Genomic DNA, 18,876 nt, shown 5'->3' on the forward strand with positions numbered 1-18,876 from the left:
GCATGGGCACACCGCTGATCGAACTCAACAAGCTGCGGCGGGAATATCCCGCCGGCGAGGGCGTGCTCACCGTCCTCAAGGACATCGACCTCACCATCGAGGAAGGGGAGATGGTGGCCATTGTCGGCGCCTCCGGGTCCGGCAAGTCCACCCTCATGAACATCCTGGGCTGCCTCTCGCGCGCCACCTCCGGCAGCTACCGCATCGCCGGGCGCGAAACCGCGGACCTTGATCCCGACGAGCTGGCGGCCCTGCGGCGCGAGCATTTCGGCTTCATCTTCCAGCGCTATCACCTGCTGGGCGAACTGACGGCGCTGGGCAATGTGGAGATCCCCGCCATCTATGCCGGCTGGGCGCCCGGGGCGCGGCGCGCGCGGGCGCTGGAGCTGCTGGGCCGCCTGGGCATGGGCGATCGTACCGGCCACCGGCCCGGCCAGCTTTCCGGCGGCCAGCAGCAGCGCGTGTCCATCGCCCGCGCGCTCATGAACGGCGCCAAGCTGATCCTGGCGGACGAGCCCACCGGCGCCCTCGACAAGGCCTCGGGCGAGGAGGTGCTGCGCATCCTCGACGAGCTGCACGCCGAGGGGAAGACCATCGTCATCGTCACCCACGACATGAACGTGGCGGAGCGGGCGGAGCGCATCATCGAGTTTTCCGACGGCGCCATCATCTCCGACCGGCGCACCGGCAAGCGGACCCAGCCCCACGCGGCCCCGCCCGACCCCACCGAGGGCGCGGCCTTGGACGCCGCCGCCACCCGCTCGTGGCAAGCGCTGGCGATGCGCTTCCAGGAGGCGTTCCGCATGGCGCTGCTGGCCATGAACGCGCACCGCCTGCGCACCTTTCTCACCATGCTGGGCATCATCATCGGCATCGCCTCGGTGGTATGCGTGGTGGCGCTGGGCGAAGGATCGCGGCGCAAGGTTCTGGCCAATATTTCCTCGCTGGGCACGAATACGCTGGAGATTTTCCCCGGCAAAACCTTCGGCGACGTCAGATCCGGCAAGATCACGACATTGGTGGTGGGCGACGCCCGCGCGCTTGCCGAGCAGCCCTATGTGGCGGCGGTGACACCCACCGTCTCCACGTCAAAGACGGTGCGGTTCGGCCCCACGGAAGCAACCGCCCTGGTGAACGGCGTCGGCGCCCAGTATTTCGAGGCGCGCGGAACCAAGCTGGCCCAGGGCCGCTTCTTCGACGCCGCCGCCGTGCGCAGCTACGCGCAGGATGCGGTGATCGACGAGAACACGCGCAAGACCCTGTTCGCCGATTATCCCGGCGATCCCATCGGCGAGGTGATTTTGGTAGGGGACGTGCCCTGCCGCGTCATTGGCATCACCGAGCAGCAGCAGGGCGGCTTCGGCTCCAGCCAGAACCTGTCCATCTATCTGCCCTACACCACGGTGCAGGCCCGCATTCTCGGCACCACGGCGCTGCGCTCCATCACCGTGCGGGTGAATGACGATACCGACACCGCCTTGGCCGAAACCGCGGTGACCGATTTTCTCACCAAGCGCCACGGCAAGCAGGATTTCTTCATCCTCAACACCGACGACATCCGCAAGACCATCACTTCCACCACCGAAACGCTGACCCTGCTCATCGCCGCCATCGCCCTCATCTCCCTGCTGGTGGGCGGCATTGGGGTGATGAACATCATGCTGGTGTCCGTGTCCGAGCGGGTGGCCGAGATCGGCGTGCGCATGGCGGTGGGCGCGCGGCAATCCGACATTCTCCAGCAATTCCTCATCGAAGCGGTGCTGGTCTGTCTCATCGGCGGCGTCGCGGGCATCGGGTTGGCGCTGGGCTTCGGCGTGCTGTTTGCCTATGCGGGCTCGAACTTCACGCTGGTCTATTCGCCGGCATCCATCGTGGTGGCGTTCGTGTCGTCGAGCCTCATCGGCGGCATTTTCGGCTTCCTGCCCGCCCGCAGTGCCTCCATGCTCGACCCGGTGGAAGCCCTGTCGCGGGATTGAGCGGCAGTCGGCGCCCTTCGCCCGCCGCCGGCGTTGCAGCGGGGGCGGGAGGTGGCACTCCGGGAAAATCGGGCCTCGCAGCGACCGTGACATCACGGGCGTACAGCCCGGGCACACTTTTTCCGAGCACAACCCATGGTCACACAGCAGGCACCATGGTAATCTTCCTCTCGGTCAGCACGAGCCGGCCGCCGCCCTGCGTCGACATGAGGTCGCCGCCTCTTCCCGGGCCTGCGCGCACATGAGGTGCCCGCGGCTCCCGCCTCGCAGGAGGGGCACATGGTCACCGGCGTCAGCAACAATTCCGCCAACATTCTCACCCTGTTCCAGACCGGCAAGGAAGCCGGCACCGCGAACAATGAGGAAACCCTCGCCAAGATCCAGGAGCTGGCCAAGGAAGCCGAGCAGATGAAGGCCGGCACCAGCCCCGCCCAGACCCAGGGCGCAAGCGTGGCGACCAATGCGTGGATCGGCGCGGCGGAAACGGCGCAACAGCCCGCGTCGACGACTACGGAGACGCCATCAGCCACTGAAGGGTCCAAGCCGAAAGTGTACGCGATCCTGAACCCCCAAGACCTCGCTTATGCTATAGAGAGATATAATAGCTCTCTCCGCGGGATAGAGGGAGGACGAGCCCAGGCCGAAGAAACAAAAGCGCGGCTTGCAACTGCCACGGATCAAACTGAAATCGACAAACTCTCCACAATACTCCGATTGGAGACCGGAATGGTGACTCGAATGGAGAGTACTATTGCGTATTTCCCAAGCAACATCGAAGCCTCTGCGAACGATATGTATGAAAAATGGAACGTCAGCGGAACTATACTTATAAATAACACTGACGGAACATATGGAATGGGAAAATTCGATATAAAATTGAAAGATAACGGAATTCGTACCTATTATTCCGATAATAGCGGCGCAGTTTGGGAGAACACCCGGCACTCGATATACGACAAAGACTCCTGGATCCAGGTTGCAAAGAAGGATGAACGTGGAGTTAGTGCACTTTTTACATCGCGAGATTACTGATATTTTCGGATTATAATCACTTGTTCGAATTATAATAATGGCCCTGCCCATCCGTGGGATGGGCAGGGCCATCTTCGGATTCAATAGACGGGGACCGCTTCCGTGAGGACGAAGTCAGAAGCTGTAAGTGCCAAGGTTGCACCATTCGCGATTTGAAATTCCACTGATCCAATATTTACAATTAAATTTGATGAATTTTCTGTACTGACTACTGTCGTCATCGTGGAAATGTCGTACAATCCCGTCATGTGGATATAAATAAGGTCCTCACCCTGCGTGAAGTCCTCTATCGTGTCCGTGCCCTCATTCGGGAAAAAGTGGAACTCGTCACTGCCCGCCCCGCCGATGAGGGTATCATCCCCTCCAAACCCATAGAGCTGGTCGTTCCCGACGCCACCATCCAGCCGATCCGCATTGGCACGGCCGCGCAGGGCGTCATTTCCACCGAGCCCTTCTACTGTCATGATAATTGGCGTCCCATTGACGTCATTCTTATGTGAAAGCCCAGACCTCAGCAGGTTATCACCATTATTACCTTTGACACCGATGATATCGACCAACTCAATGTTGTCCAAATTCAAGCCGTTACCCACGAGATAAGCACGCTTAACGGGGTCCGTGTTTTCGATCCTTTCAATTCCAGACAGGGCGGCGATGTTGACATCATACTGACTGTAAGTTGAATTGGCGCGAATGCTGAGCGTGTCGAAATCTGCGCCACCGTCGTAGAACACGGCGTGATAGCTCACGGTCGCAACTAAAATGTCGTTCCCACCATCTCCATAAAGATGGTCTGCGCCCATATAGCCATGGATTTCGTCATCATCAGCTCCGCCATAGATATATTCGGCGTCGTTGGAGCCGATAATGACATCGTCTCCGGCATCGCCATAGATGGATCGAGATCCACTTGATGTCGCGCCGCTGAGCTGGATCCAATCGTCGCCGACACCCCCGTGGATGCTCACGTTCTGCGCCATGGGCACGTAAATGGAGTCATTTCCCGCACCACCATCGATGATGACGCTGGAGATGAACAAATTGGAAATCGTGATCGTGTCGTTCCCGCCGTATCCGTAAACGCTCCAGGTGGCGGCCCACGTGGACACGTTCAGCTCATCGTTTCCCTCGGTTCCAGACTTCGTCGCCATGGCCTGCATCTCCTCGCAGAATGGGTTCCTACGGGAGAATGTTACCATACATTGCGCATTTTGGTTGTGACATGCGGATATCACAATCCATATTATCCGCCATGCTGCGGCGCGCGCTCAGCCGCGCTCGGGCGCTCCGGTGCCAGCGCGCCCGGCCTCCCAGCCCAATATGGCGCGCTTGCGGGTGAGGCCCCAGTGATAGCCGGTGAGGTCGCCGCTTTTGCCCAGCACGCGATGGCAGGGCACCACGAAGGAAATGGGGTTCTTGCCCACCGCCTCGCTAAAGCCCTTATCGCCGGCCCTTGCGCATGCCGCGCACCAGACGACGCAGCGGATTGCGCATCCGCCGCTCTTCCCGCAATTGCTGATCCTTTTCGGCCATCTGCTGCAGCAGGGTGCGCATCTCACGCTTGAGAGCCACGTTCTGCTCACGCAGCACGGCCATATTGGTCTCGACCGCATCCTCGACCCGAACCTTCGACGGGTCCGCCGTCCGGGCGAAGGCTTCGCGGGCTGCCTGCTGATCAATGCCCGGCAAGAGGGGCTTCAGCGTTTCATAAAGGTAGTCGCCATCCTGCGCGAACCGCGGAAAATGCAGAAAGGTGAAAGGAATGCCCGCTCGGCTGAGGCGCTCCACCAGATGGTAGAAACCAACGGCCAGGATACGCTCGACATCCTTTTCGTCCAGCGAATAGATCATGCCGCCCGGCACGGTGCCCCAGACATCCCACGGCTCTTTCAGCTCGGCGAGCCAAGGCGCCCTTTCCAGCATCGCCTGCTGTTCCACCACCGCGCGGCTGCGGGCCGCCTGGCTGAGATCGCGAATGGGGATGATGACCCCGTCGGTCTCAAACCGCCCGCTCTCTATGAGCTCGTCGATGACGAGATAGAGCCAGGGATTCTTGATGACATAAGGGGTGGTCTCATCGTCCAGCAGATGCAGCGGCACCTCAAGCCCGGCATTGGCATTTTCATCCACGGGCGAGTCGGGATTGCGCGTCAGCGTGGTATCGAGCCCCAACGCCGTGAGATAATGCACGAGGAAAGTCGTGCCGGCCCGCCCGGTCCCCGCGATATGCAAGTGACGTCCCAAAGCACTACCCCTCGATAAATTCACGGCCACGGCCAGAGATAGACCCGCGCACCATATCGCGAACGCCCATTCTGGTTGCGGGTGTTATTAGACCCCGGATGCGCCCGTTCTCTAGCCGCAGCGCGAGCTGCGGTCCAGAGCGCGCGCGGATCTCTTGCTCTTTTGGAAACGGACAAGGCTCGTGTGCGCAAAGAGGTGAAAGAAGCGGCGGGATCGCCCTTCGGCGCGCCCCCGCTCTGTTCCCTCGCCCCGCGCGGCTTCCGTCACCGACATCCGCGCGGTCGCGTCAAGGCCGCGCCATGTCGGCGCGCCCGGCCTCCCAGCCCAATATGGCGCGTTTGCGGGTGAGGCCCCAGTGATAGCCGGTGAGGTCGCCGCTCTTGCCCAGCACGCGGTGGCAGGGCACCACGAAAGAAATGGGATTTTTGCCCACCGCTGCGCCCACCGCCCGGGCCGCCTTTGGCCGCCCCACATGCGAGGCGATGTTGGAATAGGTGGTGGCCCGCCCGATGGGAATGTGCAGCAGCGTCTCCCACACCCGGATCTCGAAATCCGTGCCGATGAAGATGATGCGCAGGGGCTGGTCCTCGCGCCAGGCGCCGGGATCGAAAATGTGGGCCACCATGGGCGCGGTGGCGGCGGGGTCTTCCACATAGGTGGCGTTGGGCCAGCGGGCGCACATGTCGGCGAGCGCGGCCGCCTCCTCGCCCGCATCGGCGAAGGCAAGGCCGCACAGCCCCCGCGCGGTGGACATGGCCAGGGCGCGCCCGAACGGCGAGGGATGAAAGCCATAGCGGATGACGAGCCCCGCCCCGCCCGCCTTCCACTCCCCCGGCGACATGGCCTCGTGCACCACGAACAGATCGTGCAGCCGCCCCGGCCCCGACAGGCCCAGTTCCAGGGCGGCGTCGAGCACATTGGCGCTCTCCGCGACGATGCGCCGGGCGCGATCCAGCGTCAGGGCCTGAAGGAAGGCCTTGGGGGTCAAGCCGCACCAGCGGCGAAACAGATCCGTGAGCGCACGGGAAGAGACGCCCGCGGCGGCCGCCATCTCCTCCACCTCCGGCTGGCACCGCACATGTTGGGAGATATAGGCCACGGCGCGGTGCACCACCTCATAGTCGCGGGCGGCGATCTCAAGGGGCGTGGCGGGGCTCGCGGTCATCGATCCCAGAAGGCCGGACGGCAGCGGGCAGGCGGCGGCTTCAAGCACCGAAGTGTCTCCATCTCATCGAGCGTCGCCCATTTCAGCAGGCTCGCCAAGCGGCGGCCACCCGATTTCGCCGCGCCGAACGGGCCCCTCAGCTCGCCACCTTGTCCGCCAGGGCGCCGAAACGCTCGGAGAAAACCAGATCCTCCAGCGCCAGCCGCTTGCGCCAGCCGGCCCGCTCCAGATCCGGCGTGGTCTCGAAATGGTCCACATAGCCCACGCACAACAGCGCGATGGGAATGATGGGCTCGGGAATGCCGAGAATGTCGCGCAGGTCCTGAAGCGACAGGATGGACACCCAGCCCATGCCGAGATTTTCCGCCCGCGCCGCCAGCCAGATATTCTGCACCGCGCAGACGGTGGAATAGATGTCCATGTCGCTCTGGTGCGTGCGCCCGAGCACCACCGGCCCGGCGCGGTCCCGCTCGCAGGTGACGCACAGCAGCACCGGCGCCTCCAGCAGCCCTTCCAGCTTCAGTGTGCGATAGAGCGCCGCCCGCTCCGGCTCAAACATGGCGGCGGCTTCCGCATTGGCGCGGGTGAACGCCGCATGCAGCCCCGATTTCGTCGCCTGGTCGCGGATGACGATGAAGTTCCAGGGCTGCAGAAAGCCCACCGAGGGCGCCGCGTGGCCCGCCGCCAGCACCCGGCCCAGCACCTCGTCCGGCACCGGATCGGACAGGAAATTGCGGCGCACGTCGCGCCGCTGCGTGATGCAGCGATAGATGGCGGCCCGCTCGTCGCGGGTGAAGCTGTCGTCCGGCGTCATGCCGCATCCTCCCGACTGGGATTTTCGTCCATTCGGCGGCAATTCGCCGCACCGGTCAAGCCGGCAATCCGCGCCTCACCCATTGTTGCCCAGGGCCGGCAGCGGGCCCAGCAGGCACCCGAGCGCCTCGCGCCACAGGCCGATGCGCCGCCGCCTCTCCTCCTCCCCCATGCGGGGCTCGAACCGCCGTTCCCGCCGCCAGCTGCCGGCGAACACATCGGGCGGGGGAAAGAAGCCGCATGCGAGGCCGGCCAGATAGGCCGCGCCAAGCACCGTCGCCTCGCGCAGGACCGGGCGATCCACCGGCGCGCCGATGATGTCCGCCAGCCTCTGCATGGTGAAGTCGGACGCCGCCATGCCGCCATCCACGCGCAATACCGTCTCCCGCCCGCCGGGGCCGCTCCAGTCCGCATGCATGGCCTGCAGAAGGTCCAGGGTCTGGAAGCACACGCTCTCCAGCGCCGCGCGGGCAAGCTCGGCGGCACCGGTGGCGCGGGTGAGGCCGAACAGGGCGCCGCGCACCTCCGGCCGCCAATAGGGCGCGCCGAGGCCGACGAAGGCGGGCACCAGGATCACCTCCTGCGCGTCATCCGCCCGAGCGGCCAGGGGCCCGCTCTCGGCCGCCTCGCCGATCAGCTTCAGTCCGTCGCGCAGCCATTGCACCGCCGCGCCGGCGACGAAGATGGCTCCTTCGAGCGCATAGGTGCGCCGCCCGTCGAGCTGATAGGCGATGGTGGTCAGCAGCCGGTGGCGCGAGGTCACCGGCACCTCGCCGGTATTGAGCAGCGCGAAGCAGCCGGTGCCGTAGGTGGATTTCATCATGCCCGGCGCGAAGCAGGCCTGGCCCACCATGGCCGCCTGCTGGTCGCCCGCCACCCCGCGAATGGGAATGGGCGCTCCGAACAATGCGGGGTCCGTGAGCCCGAAATCCGAGGCACTGTCCCTCACCTCCGGCAGCATGGCCGCGGGCACCCGGAACAGGGCCAGCATGTCCGCATCCCAGGCCCCCTCGCGGATGTCGAACAGCAGCGTGCGCGAGGCGTTGGTGGCGTCGGTGGCATGCACCCGCCCGCCGGTGAGGCGGAACAGCAGGAAGCTGTCCACGGTGCCGAAGGCGAGCTCGCCCCGCTCCGCCCGCGCCCGGGCGCCGGGCACCGCATCGAGGATGTGGGCGATCTTGGTGGCGGAGAAATAGGGGTCGATCACCAGCCCCGTGGTGGCGCTCACCCTGGGCTCGTGCCCGGCGGCCACCAGGCGGGCGCATTCGCCGGCCGTGCGACGGTCCTGCCACACGATCGCGCGGTGGATGACCCGACCCGTGTCGCGCTCCCACACCAGCGTGGTTTCCCGCTGGTTGGTGATGCCGATGGCCGCCACGTCGGCCGCGCCCGCCCCCGCCGCCCGCAGCGCCGCGCGGGCGCAGGACAGGGTGGTGGACCAGATGTCCTCCGCCTCCTGCTCCACCAGCCCCGGCGCCGGGAAATGCTGGGGCAGCTCCTGGCGCGTCTCGGCCGCCACCGACGTATCCGGGCGCACCAGGAGCGCGCGCGAGGAGGTGGTGCCCTGATCGAGGGCGAGAACGTAGCGGGTCATCCAGCCTCCCCTGCGGGTTTTCGAGCGGATTGGTCACCGGCTCGCGTCAAGAAAACGCGATAAGGCAATATTTTAGCGCGCGTTTCGTGAGCCGGCGCGAACGCAAAACGCTCCATGGAGTTTTCGCGCGAAGCGGGGACCGGCTCGCGTGAGGAAAACGCGTCGACCCGGCGGGCCGGAGCCCGTCCCGATTCCGCGAAATGGGCACCTCCACGGGCGCGGTCATTTGCGGCGCGCCACCCTCAAGGCCATGTAGGTGGCGAGCATGGCCGCCGCCTCAACATCGAGCCTCAGCCCGATCTTGGTGCGCCGCCACAGCACGTCGTCGGCGCTGTGGGCCCATTCGGTGTCCATCAGAAAGTCCACCTCGCGCTGGTAGAGGCCGCCGCCGAACCCATCGCCCAGATCGTCCATGCTCCGCACGCCATCCAGCAGCTGCCGGGTCCGCGTGCCATGGGTCCGCGCCAGCCGCCGCAGCAAAGCGGGATCCAGGGCGGGAAAGTCCCGCCGCAGCTCGTCCACCAGCGTCTCGAAGCCCTGTCGCGGAAAATCGCCGCCGGGCAAATTGGTGCCGGCGGTCCAAGGGCCGGAGATCCCGGCGCCACCCGCCATGGACAGATGTGGGGCAAGCCTTTCGAGGGCCGCCTCCGCCAGCCGGCGATAGGTGGTGATCTTGCCGCCATAGACGGTGAGCAGCGGGGCGGCGCCCTCCTGCGCATCGAGGGCGAGCACGTAATCACGCGTGGCGTCCTGGGCCTTGCTGGCGCCGTCGTCATAGAGCGGGCGCACGCCCGAATAGGTCCACACCACATCCGCCGGCAGAACCGGCGTCGCGAAATAGCTGCTGGCGGCGGCGCACAGATAGGCGACCTCGTCCGCCGTCGCCGCCACGTCCTCGGGACGGCCGTGATAATCCTGGTCGGTGGTGCCGATGAGGGTGAAGTCCCCCTCGTACGGAATGGCGAACACGATGCGCCTGTCCGCATTCTGGAAGATGTAGCAGTGATCGTGGCGGAACAGCCGCCGCACCACGATGTGGCTGCCCTGCACCAGCCGCACCTTCGCCCCGGCCACCCCCACGCTCTCGCGCACCGCGCCCGCCCAGGGGCCGGCTGCGTCCACCAGCGCCCGCGCCCGGATCTCGCGCGGCTGCCCGCCCTGGAGGATGGAGACCACCCATTCCGCGCCGTCCCGCCGCGCGCCCGTCACCGGCGTGCGCGGAAGGATGCAGGCGCCGCGGGCGGCAGCATCCAGGGCATTGAGCACCACCAGGCGGGCATCATCCACCCAGCAGTCCGAATATTCGAAACCATGCCGGAAGCCGGGCTTCAGCGGCGTGCCCACGGGATCACGCCTCAGGTTCACCGCGCGGGTGGCGGGCAGCCGCTGCCGGCCGCCGAGATGGTCGTACACCCACAGGCCCAGGCGCAGCATCCAGGCCGGGCGCAGCCCGGGCAGATGGGGCAGCACGAAGCGCAGCGGCCAGATGATGTGCGGGGCCATGCCCCACAGCACCTCGCGCTCCTCCAGCGCCTCGCGCACCAGCCGGAACTCGCCGTGCTCCAGATAGCGCAGGCCGCCATGGATGAGCTTGGTGGAGGCGGAAGAGGTGCCGCTGGCAAGGTCGCGCTGCTCCAGCAGCACCACCGAGAGCCCGCGCCCGGCGGCATCGCGGGCGATTCCGCAACCATTGACGCCGCCACCGACGATGGCGAGGTCGAAGATCCGGGCCTCGTCATGGATCTGCGGCGCTGCGACCATCCCAACTGCTCCCACCCGGCTGCGCGGCCCAGAATCGGCGCGGGTCAGACCATGGCGGCTCGCCGGGCCACGTCAACCTCAATCTCCGCCGTGGGCACCCGCGGCGCCGGCCGCAGCCGGCAATGGAATGAGGACGCCTTGCGCAAGCGCGGCCGGCAGGCCAGCATGGCGGCAACGAGAAGCCCGCGCGAAGCGGGCTCCGGGAGAGGAAACGGTCCGTTGCGGACCCATGCCGAGGAGCCGACACACAATGAGTCTGACCCGTCGCACCCTGTTGCAGGCGAGCGCCGCCGCCGTGTTCACCGGAGGCGTGTGCGCCCCCTTCGTGGCGCGCGCCCAAGGGGCCGAATTCTCCTACAAGTACGCCAACAACCTGCCCGTCACCCACCCCATGAACGTGCGCGCCGGCGAGATGGCCCAGGCCATCAAGGCTGAGACCGGCGGGCGGGTGGAAATCAACATCTTCCCCTCCAACCAGCTCGGTGGCGACACCGACATGCTGAGCCAGCTGCGCTCCGGCGGCATCGAGTTCTTCACCCTCTCCCCGCTCATCCTGTCCACCCTGGTGCCCAACGCCTCGGTGAGCGGCATCGGCTTCGCCTTCCCGGACTATGCGAGCGTCTGGAAGGCCATGGACGGCAAGCTCGGCGAATATGTGCGCGGCCAGATCGCCAAGGCCGGCATCGTCGCCATGGACAAGATCTGGGACAACGGCTTCCGCCAGATCACCACCTCCACCAAGCCGATCGAGACGGCGGCGGACCTGAAGGGGCTCAAGATCCGGGTGCCGGTCTCGCCTTTGTGGACGTCGATGTTCAAGGCCTTCGGCTCCTCGCCCGCCAGCCTCAATTTCGCGGAGGTCTACACCGCCCTTCAGACCGGCACGGTGGACGCGCAGGAAAACCCGCTCGCCATCATTTCCACGGCGAAGCTGTACGAAGTGCAGAAATACTGCTCGCTCACCAATCACATGTGGGACGGCTTCTGGTTCCTCGCCAACCGCCGCGCCTTCCAGGCGCTGCCGGACGACCTGCGGGCCATCGTCGTGAAGAACATCAATGCCGCCGGCATGAAGGAGCGCGAGGACGTGGCGGCCATGAACGCTGCCTTGCAGAAGGACCTCGCTGCCAAGGGCCTCGCCTTCAACCCGACCACGCCCGACAGCTTCCGCGCCGAGCTCGCCAAGGCCGGCTTCTATGCGGAGTGGAAGGCCAAGTATGGCGACGAGGCCTGGTCGATCCTGGAAAGCTACACCGGCAAGCTCGGCTGAACCGCCGCCACTTATGGAGGCCTCGAGCGAAGCGGTTTCGCTCGAGGGCCCCGTTGCGGCTCATGCCGGCAAGGCGTACCAAGGCGGCATGGATCAGGTCCTTCGCCTGCTGATGCGTATGGCCTATTGGGTGCGCCGGCCGCCCTCGCGTGCCCGCATCATCGTCATGGCCGCCGTGGTGGCCATCGCGCTGGCCTGCGTGCTGGTCGAGGCGGTGTGGGGCTGGCCGTCCTGGCTGACGGTGGGCCGCACGCCGCGAAACCTCGGGTTCCGCCCGCTTTAGGGGTGCTGTCCACGGCCCGGTGGCGTCCGCCCCTTGCCTTTCGCGTCGCACTCCTGTAACGAACGCGCCTTCGGACCGGCCGGCGAAAAAGGGCTGCCGCGACGGTTCAGACCGCTCAACAGCAACAAGAGGCTGAGCGTCCATCGCCCCGCAAGGGTGTGATCGGTCGCGGCCACGGAGAGCCAAATGCCCAAGATGAAGACCAAGTCGGGAGCCAAGAAGCGCTTCCGCCTCACGGGTACGGGTAAGGTCATCGCCGGTCAGGCTGGCAAGCGCCACGGCATGATCAAGCGCACCAACAACCAGATCCGCAACCTGCGCGGCACCACCATCCTGAGCGAGAGTGACGGGCGGGTTATCCGCAAGCACTTCCTGCCCAACGGCTGACGCCAGTCACGATCTGTAAGGAGCTAAACCCATGGCCCGCGTGAAACGTGGCGTTACCGCCCACGCCAAGCACAAGAAGGTCTATAAGGCCGCCAAAGGCTTTTACGGCCGTCGCAAGAATACCATCCGCGCTGCCAAGTCCGCCGTCGAGCGGTCGATGCAGTATGCGTATCGCGATCGCAAGGTGAAGAAGCGGAACTTCCGCGCTTTGTGGATCCAGCGCATCAATGCCGGCGTGCGCGCCCTTGATCTCGACCTGACCTATTCGCGCTTCATCGACGGCCTCACCAAGGCCGGCATCGAAGTGGACCGCAAGGTGCTCTCGGATATCGCCATCCACGAGCCCGACGCGTTCAAGGTCCTGGTGGAGCAGGCCAAGGCCGCTTTGGCTTGATCGCCACTTTGGCGTGATTGCCGATCTGGCCTGACATTTCCGTCTTTCCAAGACCTGCGAAAGCCCCGACGGACCTCCGTGCGGGGCTTTTGCACATGGCGTTCCCCATTTCGGGGCCTCCCCTTTCGGAGCCTCCCCCACTATAAGCGGCGCGACCCATCCCGCCTTGATGGCCGCGGGCCATCGGGCCCATCCGCGACGACTGGCATTTGAAGGACCGCTCAATGTCCGACCCCGTCAACTCGACCCTCGACACCCTGGAGCAGGAGCTCTCCGCCGCCATCAATGGCGCTGCGGATGAAGCCGCTCTGGAGCAGGTGCGCATCTCCGCCCTCGGCAAGAAGGGGCAGGTGTCCGAGCTGCTGAAGTCCCTCGGCGGCATGAGCCCCGAGGAACGCAAGGTGCAGGGCCCCGCCATCAACGGCCTGCGCGACCGGGTGCAGACCCTCCTCGCCACCCGTAAGGACGCGCTGAAGAGCGCCGCCCTGGAAGCGCGCCTTGCCACCGAGCGGGTCGACGTCACCCTGCCCGTGCGCGAGACGCCGGCCGAGACCGGCCGCGTGCACCCCATCGCCCAGGTGACGGAAGAGCTGGTGGCCATCTTCGCCGACATGGGCTTCTCGGTGGCGGAAGGGCCGGACATCGAGGACGACTTCCACAACTTCACGGCGCTCAACTTCCCGCCCGGCCACCCGGCCCGTGAGATGCACGACACCTTCTTTTTGCCGCCGGACGAGACCGGCGCCCGCAAGGTGCTGCGGACCCACACCTCGCCGGTGCAGGTGCGCACCATGCTCTCGAAGAAGCCGCCCATCCGCGTCATCTGCCCGGGCCGCACCTATCGCTGCGATTCGGACCAGACCCACACCCCCATGTTCCACCAGGTCGAGGGGCTGGTGATCGACAAGGGCGCCCATCTCGGCCACCTGAAGTGGATCCTCGAAGAATTCTGCAAGGCTTTCTTCGAGGTGGAAGGCGTGAAGATGCGCTTCCGCCCCTCCTTCTTCCCCTTCACCGAGCCGTCGATGGAGGTGGACATCCAGTGCGACCGCTCCCGTCCCGGCGAGATCCGCTTTGGCGAGGGAAATGACTGGCTGGAAATCCTGGGCTGCGGCATGGTCCACCCCAATGTTCTGAGGAATTGCGGGCTGGACCCGGACGAATACCAGGGCTTTGCCTGGGGCATGGGCATCGACCGCATTGCCATGCTGAAATACGGCATGAGCGACCTGCGCGCCTTCTTCGAGGCCGATGTGCGCTGGCTCTCCCACTACGGCTTCCGCCCGCTCGATTTCCCCACCCTCGCCGGTGGCCTGAGCGCGTGAGAAGGAGGCAGGACCAATGAAATTCAGCTATTCCTGGCTCAAGGAGCACCTGGAGCCCACCGCCTCCTTCGAGGAGATCGTCGAGCGTCTCTCCCTCATCGGCCTGGAGGTCGAAGGGGTGGAGGACAAGGCCAAGGCTCTTTCCGCCTTCGTGGTGGGCGAGATCCTCACCGCGTCCAAGCACCCCAATGCGGACAAGCTGCAGGTGTGCTCGGTCTCCATCGGCACGGGCGAACCCATCCAGGTGGTGTGCGGCGCGCCCAATGCCCGCGCGGGGCTGAAGACCGTGTTCGCGGCGCCGGGCACCGTCATCCCCACCAATGGCATGCAGCTCAAGATCGGCAAGATCCGCGACGTGGAAAGCCGGGGCATGCTCTGCTCCGCCCGCGAGCTGGGCCTGTCCGAAGAGCATGACGGCATCATGGAGCTGCCGCCCGACGCCCCCGCCGGCGCCCCCTTCGCGGAGGTGATCGGCCTCGACGATCCGGTGGTGGAAATCGCCGTCACCCCCAATCGCGCCGATTGCCTGGGCGTGTCCGGCGTCGCGCGCGATCTCGCCGCCGCGGGCCTCGGCGAGCTGATGAATCCGCGCATCAAGCCGGTGGAAGGGGCGTTCCCCTCCCCGGTTTCCGTGCGGCTCGATTTCGGCGACACGCCGTCGCTGTGCCCGGCCTTCGCGCTGCGCGTCATTCGCGGCGTGAAGAACGGCCCCTCGCCCCAGTGGATGCAGGACAAGCTGCGCGCCATCGGCCTGCGCCCCATCAACGCGCTGGTGGACATCACCAATTTCATGACGTTCGACCGCAACCGCCCGCTCCACGTCTTCGACGCGAAGAAGGTGACGGGCGAGCTGGTGGTGCGCCGGGCCAAGGCGGGTGAGACCCTGCTGGCGCTCGACGACAAGACCTACACCCTCGATGACACCATGTGCGTCATCGCCGACGACAAGGGCGTGGAGAGCCTTGCCGGCGTGATGGGCGGCGAGGATTCGGGCTGCGACGACGCCACCGTGGACGTGGTGGTGGAATCGGCCCTGTGGGAGCCCATCAATATCGCCCAGACAGGGCGCAAGCTGGGCCTCAATTCCGATGCCCGCTTCCGTTTCGAGCGCGGCATCGACCCGGCCTTCACCCTGCCGGGCCTGGACCTTGCCACCCACCTCATCCTCGACATCTGCGGCGGCGAGCCCTCCGAGGTGGTGCTCGCGGGCGCCATTCCCGACACCACCCGCACCATCGCCTTCCCCCTTTCGGAAGTGAAGCGCCTGACGGGCCTCGATGCCACGGAGCAGGAAATCCGCGACGTGCTCACCGCCTTGGGCTTCGGCCTGTCGGGCGCGGCGCCCGTGCTCGAGGTGGTGCCGCCCTCCTGGCGCGGCGACATCGAGGGCAAGGCGGACCTGGTGGAAGAGGTGGTGCGCATCCTGGGCCTGGAGCGCGTGCCGGCCACCGAGCTGCCGCGCGGCGAGGATGCGCGCAAACCCATCCTCACCCCTCTCCAGCGCCGCAGCCGCAAGGCCCGGCGGGGGCTGGCCGCGCGCGGGCTCGTGGAGGCCGTCACGTGGTCGTTCGTCTCCCACAAGGAGGCGGAGCTGTTCGGTGGCGGGGCGCCGGCCATCGCGCTGTCGAACCCCATCGCCGCCGAGCTGTCGGACATGCGTCCGAGCCTGCTGCCGGGCCTCATCCGCGCGGCCCAGGCCAATGCGGACCGGGGCTTTGCCGACACCGCTCTGTTCGAGGTGGGCCAGACCTTCGCCGGGGACAAGCCGACGGACCAGAGCCAGTGTGCCTCCGGCATCCGGCGCGGCACGGCCAAGCCCTTCGGAGCCGGCCGCCACTGGTCGGGCACCGCCGGGGCGGTGGACGTGTTCGACGCCAAAGCCGATGCGCTGGCGGCCCTTGCCGCCTGCAACGCCCCGGTGGCGAACCTCCAGGTCACGGCGGATGCGCCCTCCTGGTATCACCCCGGGCGTTCGGGCACCCTGCGGCTCGGCTCCAATGCCATGGCTCATTTCGGCGAGATCCATCCGGCCGTGCTGGAGGCGCTCGACGTGAAGGGGCCGGTGGTGGGCTTCGAGATCGTGCTCGACAAGATCCCCGAGCCCAAGGCCAAGCCCACCAAGGTGAAGCCGCAGATCGACCTCTCCGCCTTCCAGCCGGTGACGCGCGACTTCGCCTTCCTGGTGGAGCGCACGGTGTCGGCGGCGGACATCCTCAAGGCCGCCCAGGGGGTGGACAAGAAGCTCATCACCTCCGTCGGCGTGTTCGACCTCTATGAGGGCAAGGGCATCGACGAGGCGAAGAAGTCGGTGGCGGTGGAAGTGACCCTTCAGCCGCGCGAGCGCACGCTCACCGACAAGGAGATCGAGGACGTGGCGGCGAAGATCGTCGCCGAGGTCACCAAGAAGACGGGCGCAACCCTGCGCGCCTGACCGGTTGCGGCCTCGCCCCACGAGGGACGAGGCCGCCACTCAAGTCCCCACGGGGCGTCAATTGCTCCCCAGCGTCTTCGCCTTGATCTTCTCGAAGTCCGTGTCGGAAATGGCGCCAGAGCGGTGCAGCTCCGCCGCCGTATGCAAATCCTGAAGGGAGCCCCCCGGCGCACCACCGCTGCGATAGGAGCGGTAGGCAAAAAACCAGCACAGGGGCAAAGAGATCGGCCAGAAGGGGATGAGCAGCCCGGCGATCATCCACAGCACCGTGGAGAACTTGAAACTGTTCGCTGTCGTCGACATGGAGACTCCTTGCATCCGCGCGCAATGGTTGCATAGGCAACAACAGCACGTTTAGGGTGCGTCTCCACCAAAATAAACCTAAAAGTGTATCAGCACGGCAGCGCCATTTACCAATCCGCGATGACGGATGGCTCTCCCCTTCCCCGCCGTGATTTGCGGCTCTTTCCGTCACAATTTTCGTGCTATCTCGCCGCCGCAAACACGGCCGTACAACCCGGCGGCCCATCGGGGCCCCATCAGCCGCGTGGAGAAGCGTCGCATGTTTCCCGTTCCCAAGCCCGTCTTGACGCCCAACACCTACGCCTACGAGTCCGAGCCCATGGTGAAGCCCACCGGCTTCCGGGAATATGACGCGCGCTGGCTGTTCCAGAAGGAAATCAACCTGATGGGCGTGCAGGCGCTGGGCCTCGGCCTCGGCACGCTGATGCACGAAATGGGTGTGCGCCCGGAAATCGTCACCGGCCACGACTTCCGCAGCTATTCCTCCTCCATCAAGCTGGCGCTGGTCAGCGGGCTGATGGCGGCGGGCATCAAGGTGCACGACATCGGCCTTGCCCTCTCGCCCATGGCCTATTTCGGCCAGTTCGCCCTCGACGTGCCGGCGGTGGCGATGGTGACCGCCTCCCACAACGACAATGGCTGGACCGGCGTGAAGATGGGCGTCAACCGGCCCCTCACCTTCGGGCCCGATGAGATGACGCGGCTGAAGGAGATCGTCCTCGCCGCCAAGTTCGATGCGCGCGGCGGCGGCGCCTATCACTTCGTGGAGAATTTCCCCGACACCTACATCAAGGATCTCACCGACCGGCCGAAGCTCTCGCGCAAGCTCAAGGTGGTGGTGGCCTGCGGCAACGGCACGGCCGGCGCCTTCGCGCCCAAGGTGATCGAGGCGCTCGGGGCCGAGGTGATCCCGCTCGACTGCGAGCTCGACCACTCCTTCCCGAAGTACAATCCGAACCCGGAAGACATGGAGATGCTCCATGCCATGCGCGACGCGGTGCTGGAGCACAAAGCGGACCTCGCGCTCGGCTTCGACGGCGACGGTGACCGCTGCGGCGTGGTGGACAATACGGGCGAGGAGATCTTCGCCGACAAGATGGGCGTGCTGCTGGCCCGCGACCTCGCCAAGCTGCATCCCGGCGCCACTTTCGTGGTGGATGTGAAGTCCACCGGACTGTTCGCCACCGATCCCGAGCTGATCAAGCTGGGCGTGAAGGCCGATTACTGGAAGACCGGCCACTCTTACATGAAGCGCCGGGTGAACGAGACCGGCGCCCTCGTCGGCTTCGAGAAGAGCGGCCACTATTTCTTCAACAAGCCGGTGGGCCGCGGCTATGACGATGGCCTCGTCTCCGCCATCGCCGTGCTCGACATGCTGGACCGCGCGCCGGGCAAGAGCCTTGCCGAGCTGCGCGAGGGCCTGCCCAAGACCTGGTCCTCCCCCACCATGTCGCCCCACTGCGCGGACGAAGCCAAGTATGGCATCGTCGACGCCGTGGTGAAGCACTATCAGGACCTCGCCGCCAAGGGCGCCCTGGTGACCGGCCAGAAGATCCGCGACCTGGTGACGGTGAACGGCGTGCGCGTCACCTGCGAGGACGGCTCCTGGGGCCTGGTGCGCGCCTCCTCCAACAAGCCCGAACTGGTGGTGGTGGTGGAAAGCCCCGTCTCCGAAGCCCGCATGCGTGAAATGTTCGCCGAGGTGGACGGGGTGCTGCGCACCCATCCGGAAGTGGGCGAGTACAACCAGAAGATCTGATCCCGCCACGAGCTGGAATACGCCACGGGGACCGGCACGCCGGTCCCCGTTTCATTTTAGGGCCCACTCCGACCGCAGCCCTTTGCATGGTTACACCGCAGCGGTCTTTCCTGTGTCCTGACCCGGCGCCTTGAGGCGA

At 65.9% G+C, this 18,876-nt stretch carries 16 protein-coding genes and 1 pseudogene; 9 read left to right on the forward strand and 8 right to left on the reverse strand.

What is annotated here, in order from left to right; all coding sequences use genetic code 11:
• Positions 1-2: 2 nt before the first annotated feature.
• Both V5F26_RS01745 and V5F26_RS01750 read left to right on the forward strand, forming a co-directional pair.
• On the forward strand, positions 3-1,976 hold the full coding sequence (locus V5F26_RS01745) for a MacB family efflux pump subunit (protein ID WP_394055932.1): 1,974 nt from the start codon (positions 3-5) through the stop codon (positions 1,974-1,976).
• A 279-nt stretch (positions 1,977-2,255) separates the two neighbouring features.
• A complete protein-coding gene (locus V5F26_RS01750; protein WP_394946775.1) occupies positions 2,256-3,008 on the forward strand; it encodes a hypothetical protein in 753 nt (250 codons plus the stop codon).
• An 80-nt stretch (positions 3,009-3,088) separates the two neighbouring features.
• On the opposite strand, the gene V5F26_RS01755 is transcribed toward V5F26_RS01750, so the two are convergent.
• The 7 genes and pseudogenes from V5F26_RS01755 to glpD form a co-directional block, all read right to left on the reverse strand.
• Positions 3,089-4,159 carry a calcium-binding protein gene (locus tag V5F26_RS01755; protein WP_394946776.1) on the reverse strand — a complete coding sequence of 357 codons (1,071 nt, stop codon included), beginning with the start codon at positions 4,157-4,159 and terminating at the stop codon, positions 3,089-3,091.
• A 117-nt stretch (positions 4,160-4,276) separates the two neighbouring features.
• Positions 4,277-4,435, reverse strand: a pseudogene (locus tag V5F26_RS01760) (methylated-DNA--[protein]-cysteine S-methyltransferase); the annotation flags it as partial.
• Between the two features lie 13 nt (positions 4,436-4,448).
• On the reverse strand, positions 4,449-5,282 hold the full coding sequence (locus V5F26_RS01765) for a hypothetical protein (RefSeq protein ID WP_394946777.1): 834 nt from the start codon (positions 5,280-5,282) through the stop codon (positions 4,449-4,451).
• Between the two features lie 256 nt (positions 5,283-5,538).
• Positions 5,539-6,417, reverse strand: a complete 879-nt coding sequence (locus tag V5F26_RS01770; protein WP_394946823.1) for a methylated-DNA--[protein]-cysteine S-methyltransferase — start codon at positions 6,415-6,417, stop codon at positions 5,539-5,541.
• A 136-nt stretch (positions 6,418-6,553) separates the two neighbouring features.
• Complete coding sequence (bluB, locus tag V5F26_RS01775) at positions 6,554-7,231, reverse strand: 5,6-dimethylbenzimidazole synthase (protein WP_394946778.1); 678 nt, start codon at positions 7,229-7,231, stop codon at positions 6,554-6,556.
• A 75-nt stretch (positions 7,232-7,306) separates the two neighbouring features.
• A complete protein-coding gene (glpK, locus tag V5F26_RS01780) occupies positions 7,307-8,824 on the reverse strand; it encodes a glycerol kinase GlpK (protein ID WP_394946779.1) in 1,518 nt (505 codons plus the stop codon).
• 222 nt (positions 8,825-9,046) lie between these two features.
• Positions 9,047-10,585: a glycerol-3-phosphate dehydrogenase gene (gene glpD, locus V5F26_RS01785; RefSeq protein ID WP_394946780.1), complete on the reverse strand. Its 1,539-nt coding sequence runs from the start codon at positions 10,583-10,585 to the stop codon at positions 9,047-9,049.
• Positions 10,586-10,835: 250 nt separating this feature from the next.
• On the opposite strand from glpD, the gene V5F26_RS01790 reads away from it, so the two are divergent.
• The 6 genes from V5F26_RS01790 (at position 10,836) to pheT (ending at position 16,675) form a co-directional block, all read left to right on the forward strand.
• Positions 10,836-11,855, forward strand: coding sequence for a TRAP transporter substrate-binding protein (locus tag V5F26_RS01790; RefSeq protein ID WP_234051149.1), 1,020 nt, complete (start codon positions 10,836-10,838; stop codon positions 11,853-11,855).
• Between the two features lie 88 nt (positions 11,856-11,943).
• Positions 11,944-12,138 carry a hypothetical protein gene (locus V5F26_RS01795; protein ID WP_394055919.1) on the forward strand — a complete coding sequence of 65 codons (195 nt, stop codon included), beginning with the start codon at positions 11,944-11,946 and terminating at the stop codon, positions 12,136-12,138.
• Positions 12,139-12,324: 186 nt separating this feature from the next.
• Positions 12,325-12,525, forward strand: coding sequence for a 50S ribosomal protein L35 (gene rpmI / locus V5F26_RS01800; protein ID WP_234051151.1), 201 nt, complete (start codon positions 12,325-12,327; stop codon positions 12,523-12,525).
• A 31-nt stretch (positions 12,526-12,556) separates the two neighbouring features.
• Positions 12,557-12,919, forward strand: coding sequence for a 50S ribosomal protein L20 (gene rplT, locus V5F26_RS01805; RefSeq protein WP_234051152.1), 363 nt, complete (start codon positions 12,557-12,559; stop codon positions 12,917-12,919).
• Between the two features lie 224 nt (positions 12,920-13,143).
• Entirely contained in the window at positions 13,144-14,244 is a 1,101-nt protein-coding gene (gene pheS / locus V5F26_RS01810) for a phenylalanine--tRNA ligase subunit alpha (protein WP_394946781.1), read from the forward strand.
• A 16-nt stretch (positions 14,245-14,260) separates the two neighbouring features.
• Positions 14,261-16,675, forward strand: a complete 2,415-nt coding sequence (gene pheT / locus V5F26_RS01815; protein ID WP_394946782.1) for a phenylalanine--tRNA ligase subunit beta — start codon at positions 14,261-14,263, stop codon at positions 16,673-16,675.
• 57 nt (positions 16,676-16,732) lie between these two features.
• Here the strand turns inward: pheT and V5F26_RS01820 are convergent, their stop codons facing one another.
• The gene (locus tag V5F26_RS01820; protein ID WP_234051155.1) at positions 16,733-16,978 is read right to left on the reverse strand and encodes a hypothetical protein; all 246 of its coding nucleotides are present in this window, start codon (positions 16,976-16,978) and stop codon (positions 16,733-16,735) included.
• Between the two features lie 259 nt (positions 16,979-17,237).
• On the opposite strand from V5F26_RS01820, the gene V5F26_RS01825 reads away from it, so the two are divergent.
• Entirely contained in the window at positions 17,238-18,737 is a 1,500-nt protein-coding gene (locus tag V5F26_RS01825) for a phosphomannomutase/phosphoglucomutase (RefSeq protein ID WP_394055913.1), read from the forward strand.
• The last annotated feature ends 139 nt before the right edge of the window (positions 18,738-18,876 follow it).

The sequence above is a fragment of the Xanthobacter variabilis genome, assembly GCF_043831965.2.
GTDB lineage: Bacteria > Pseudomonadota > Alphaproteobacteria > Rhizobiales > Xanthobacteraceae > Xanthobacter.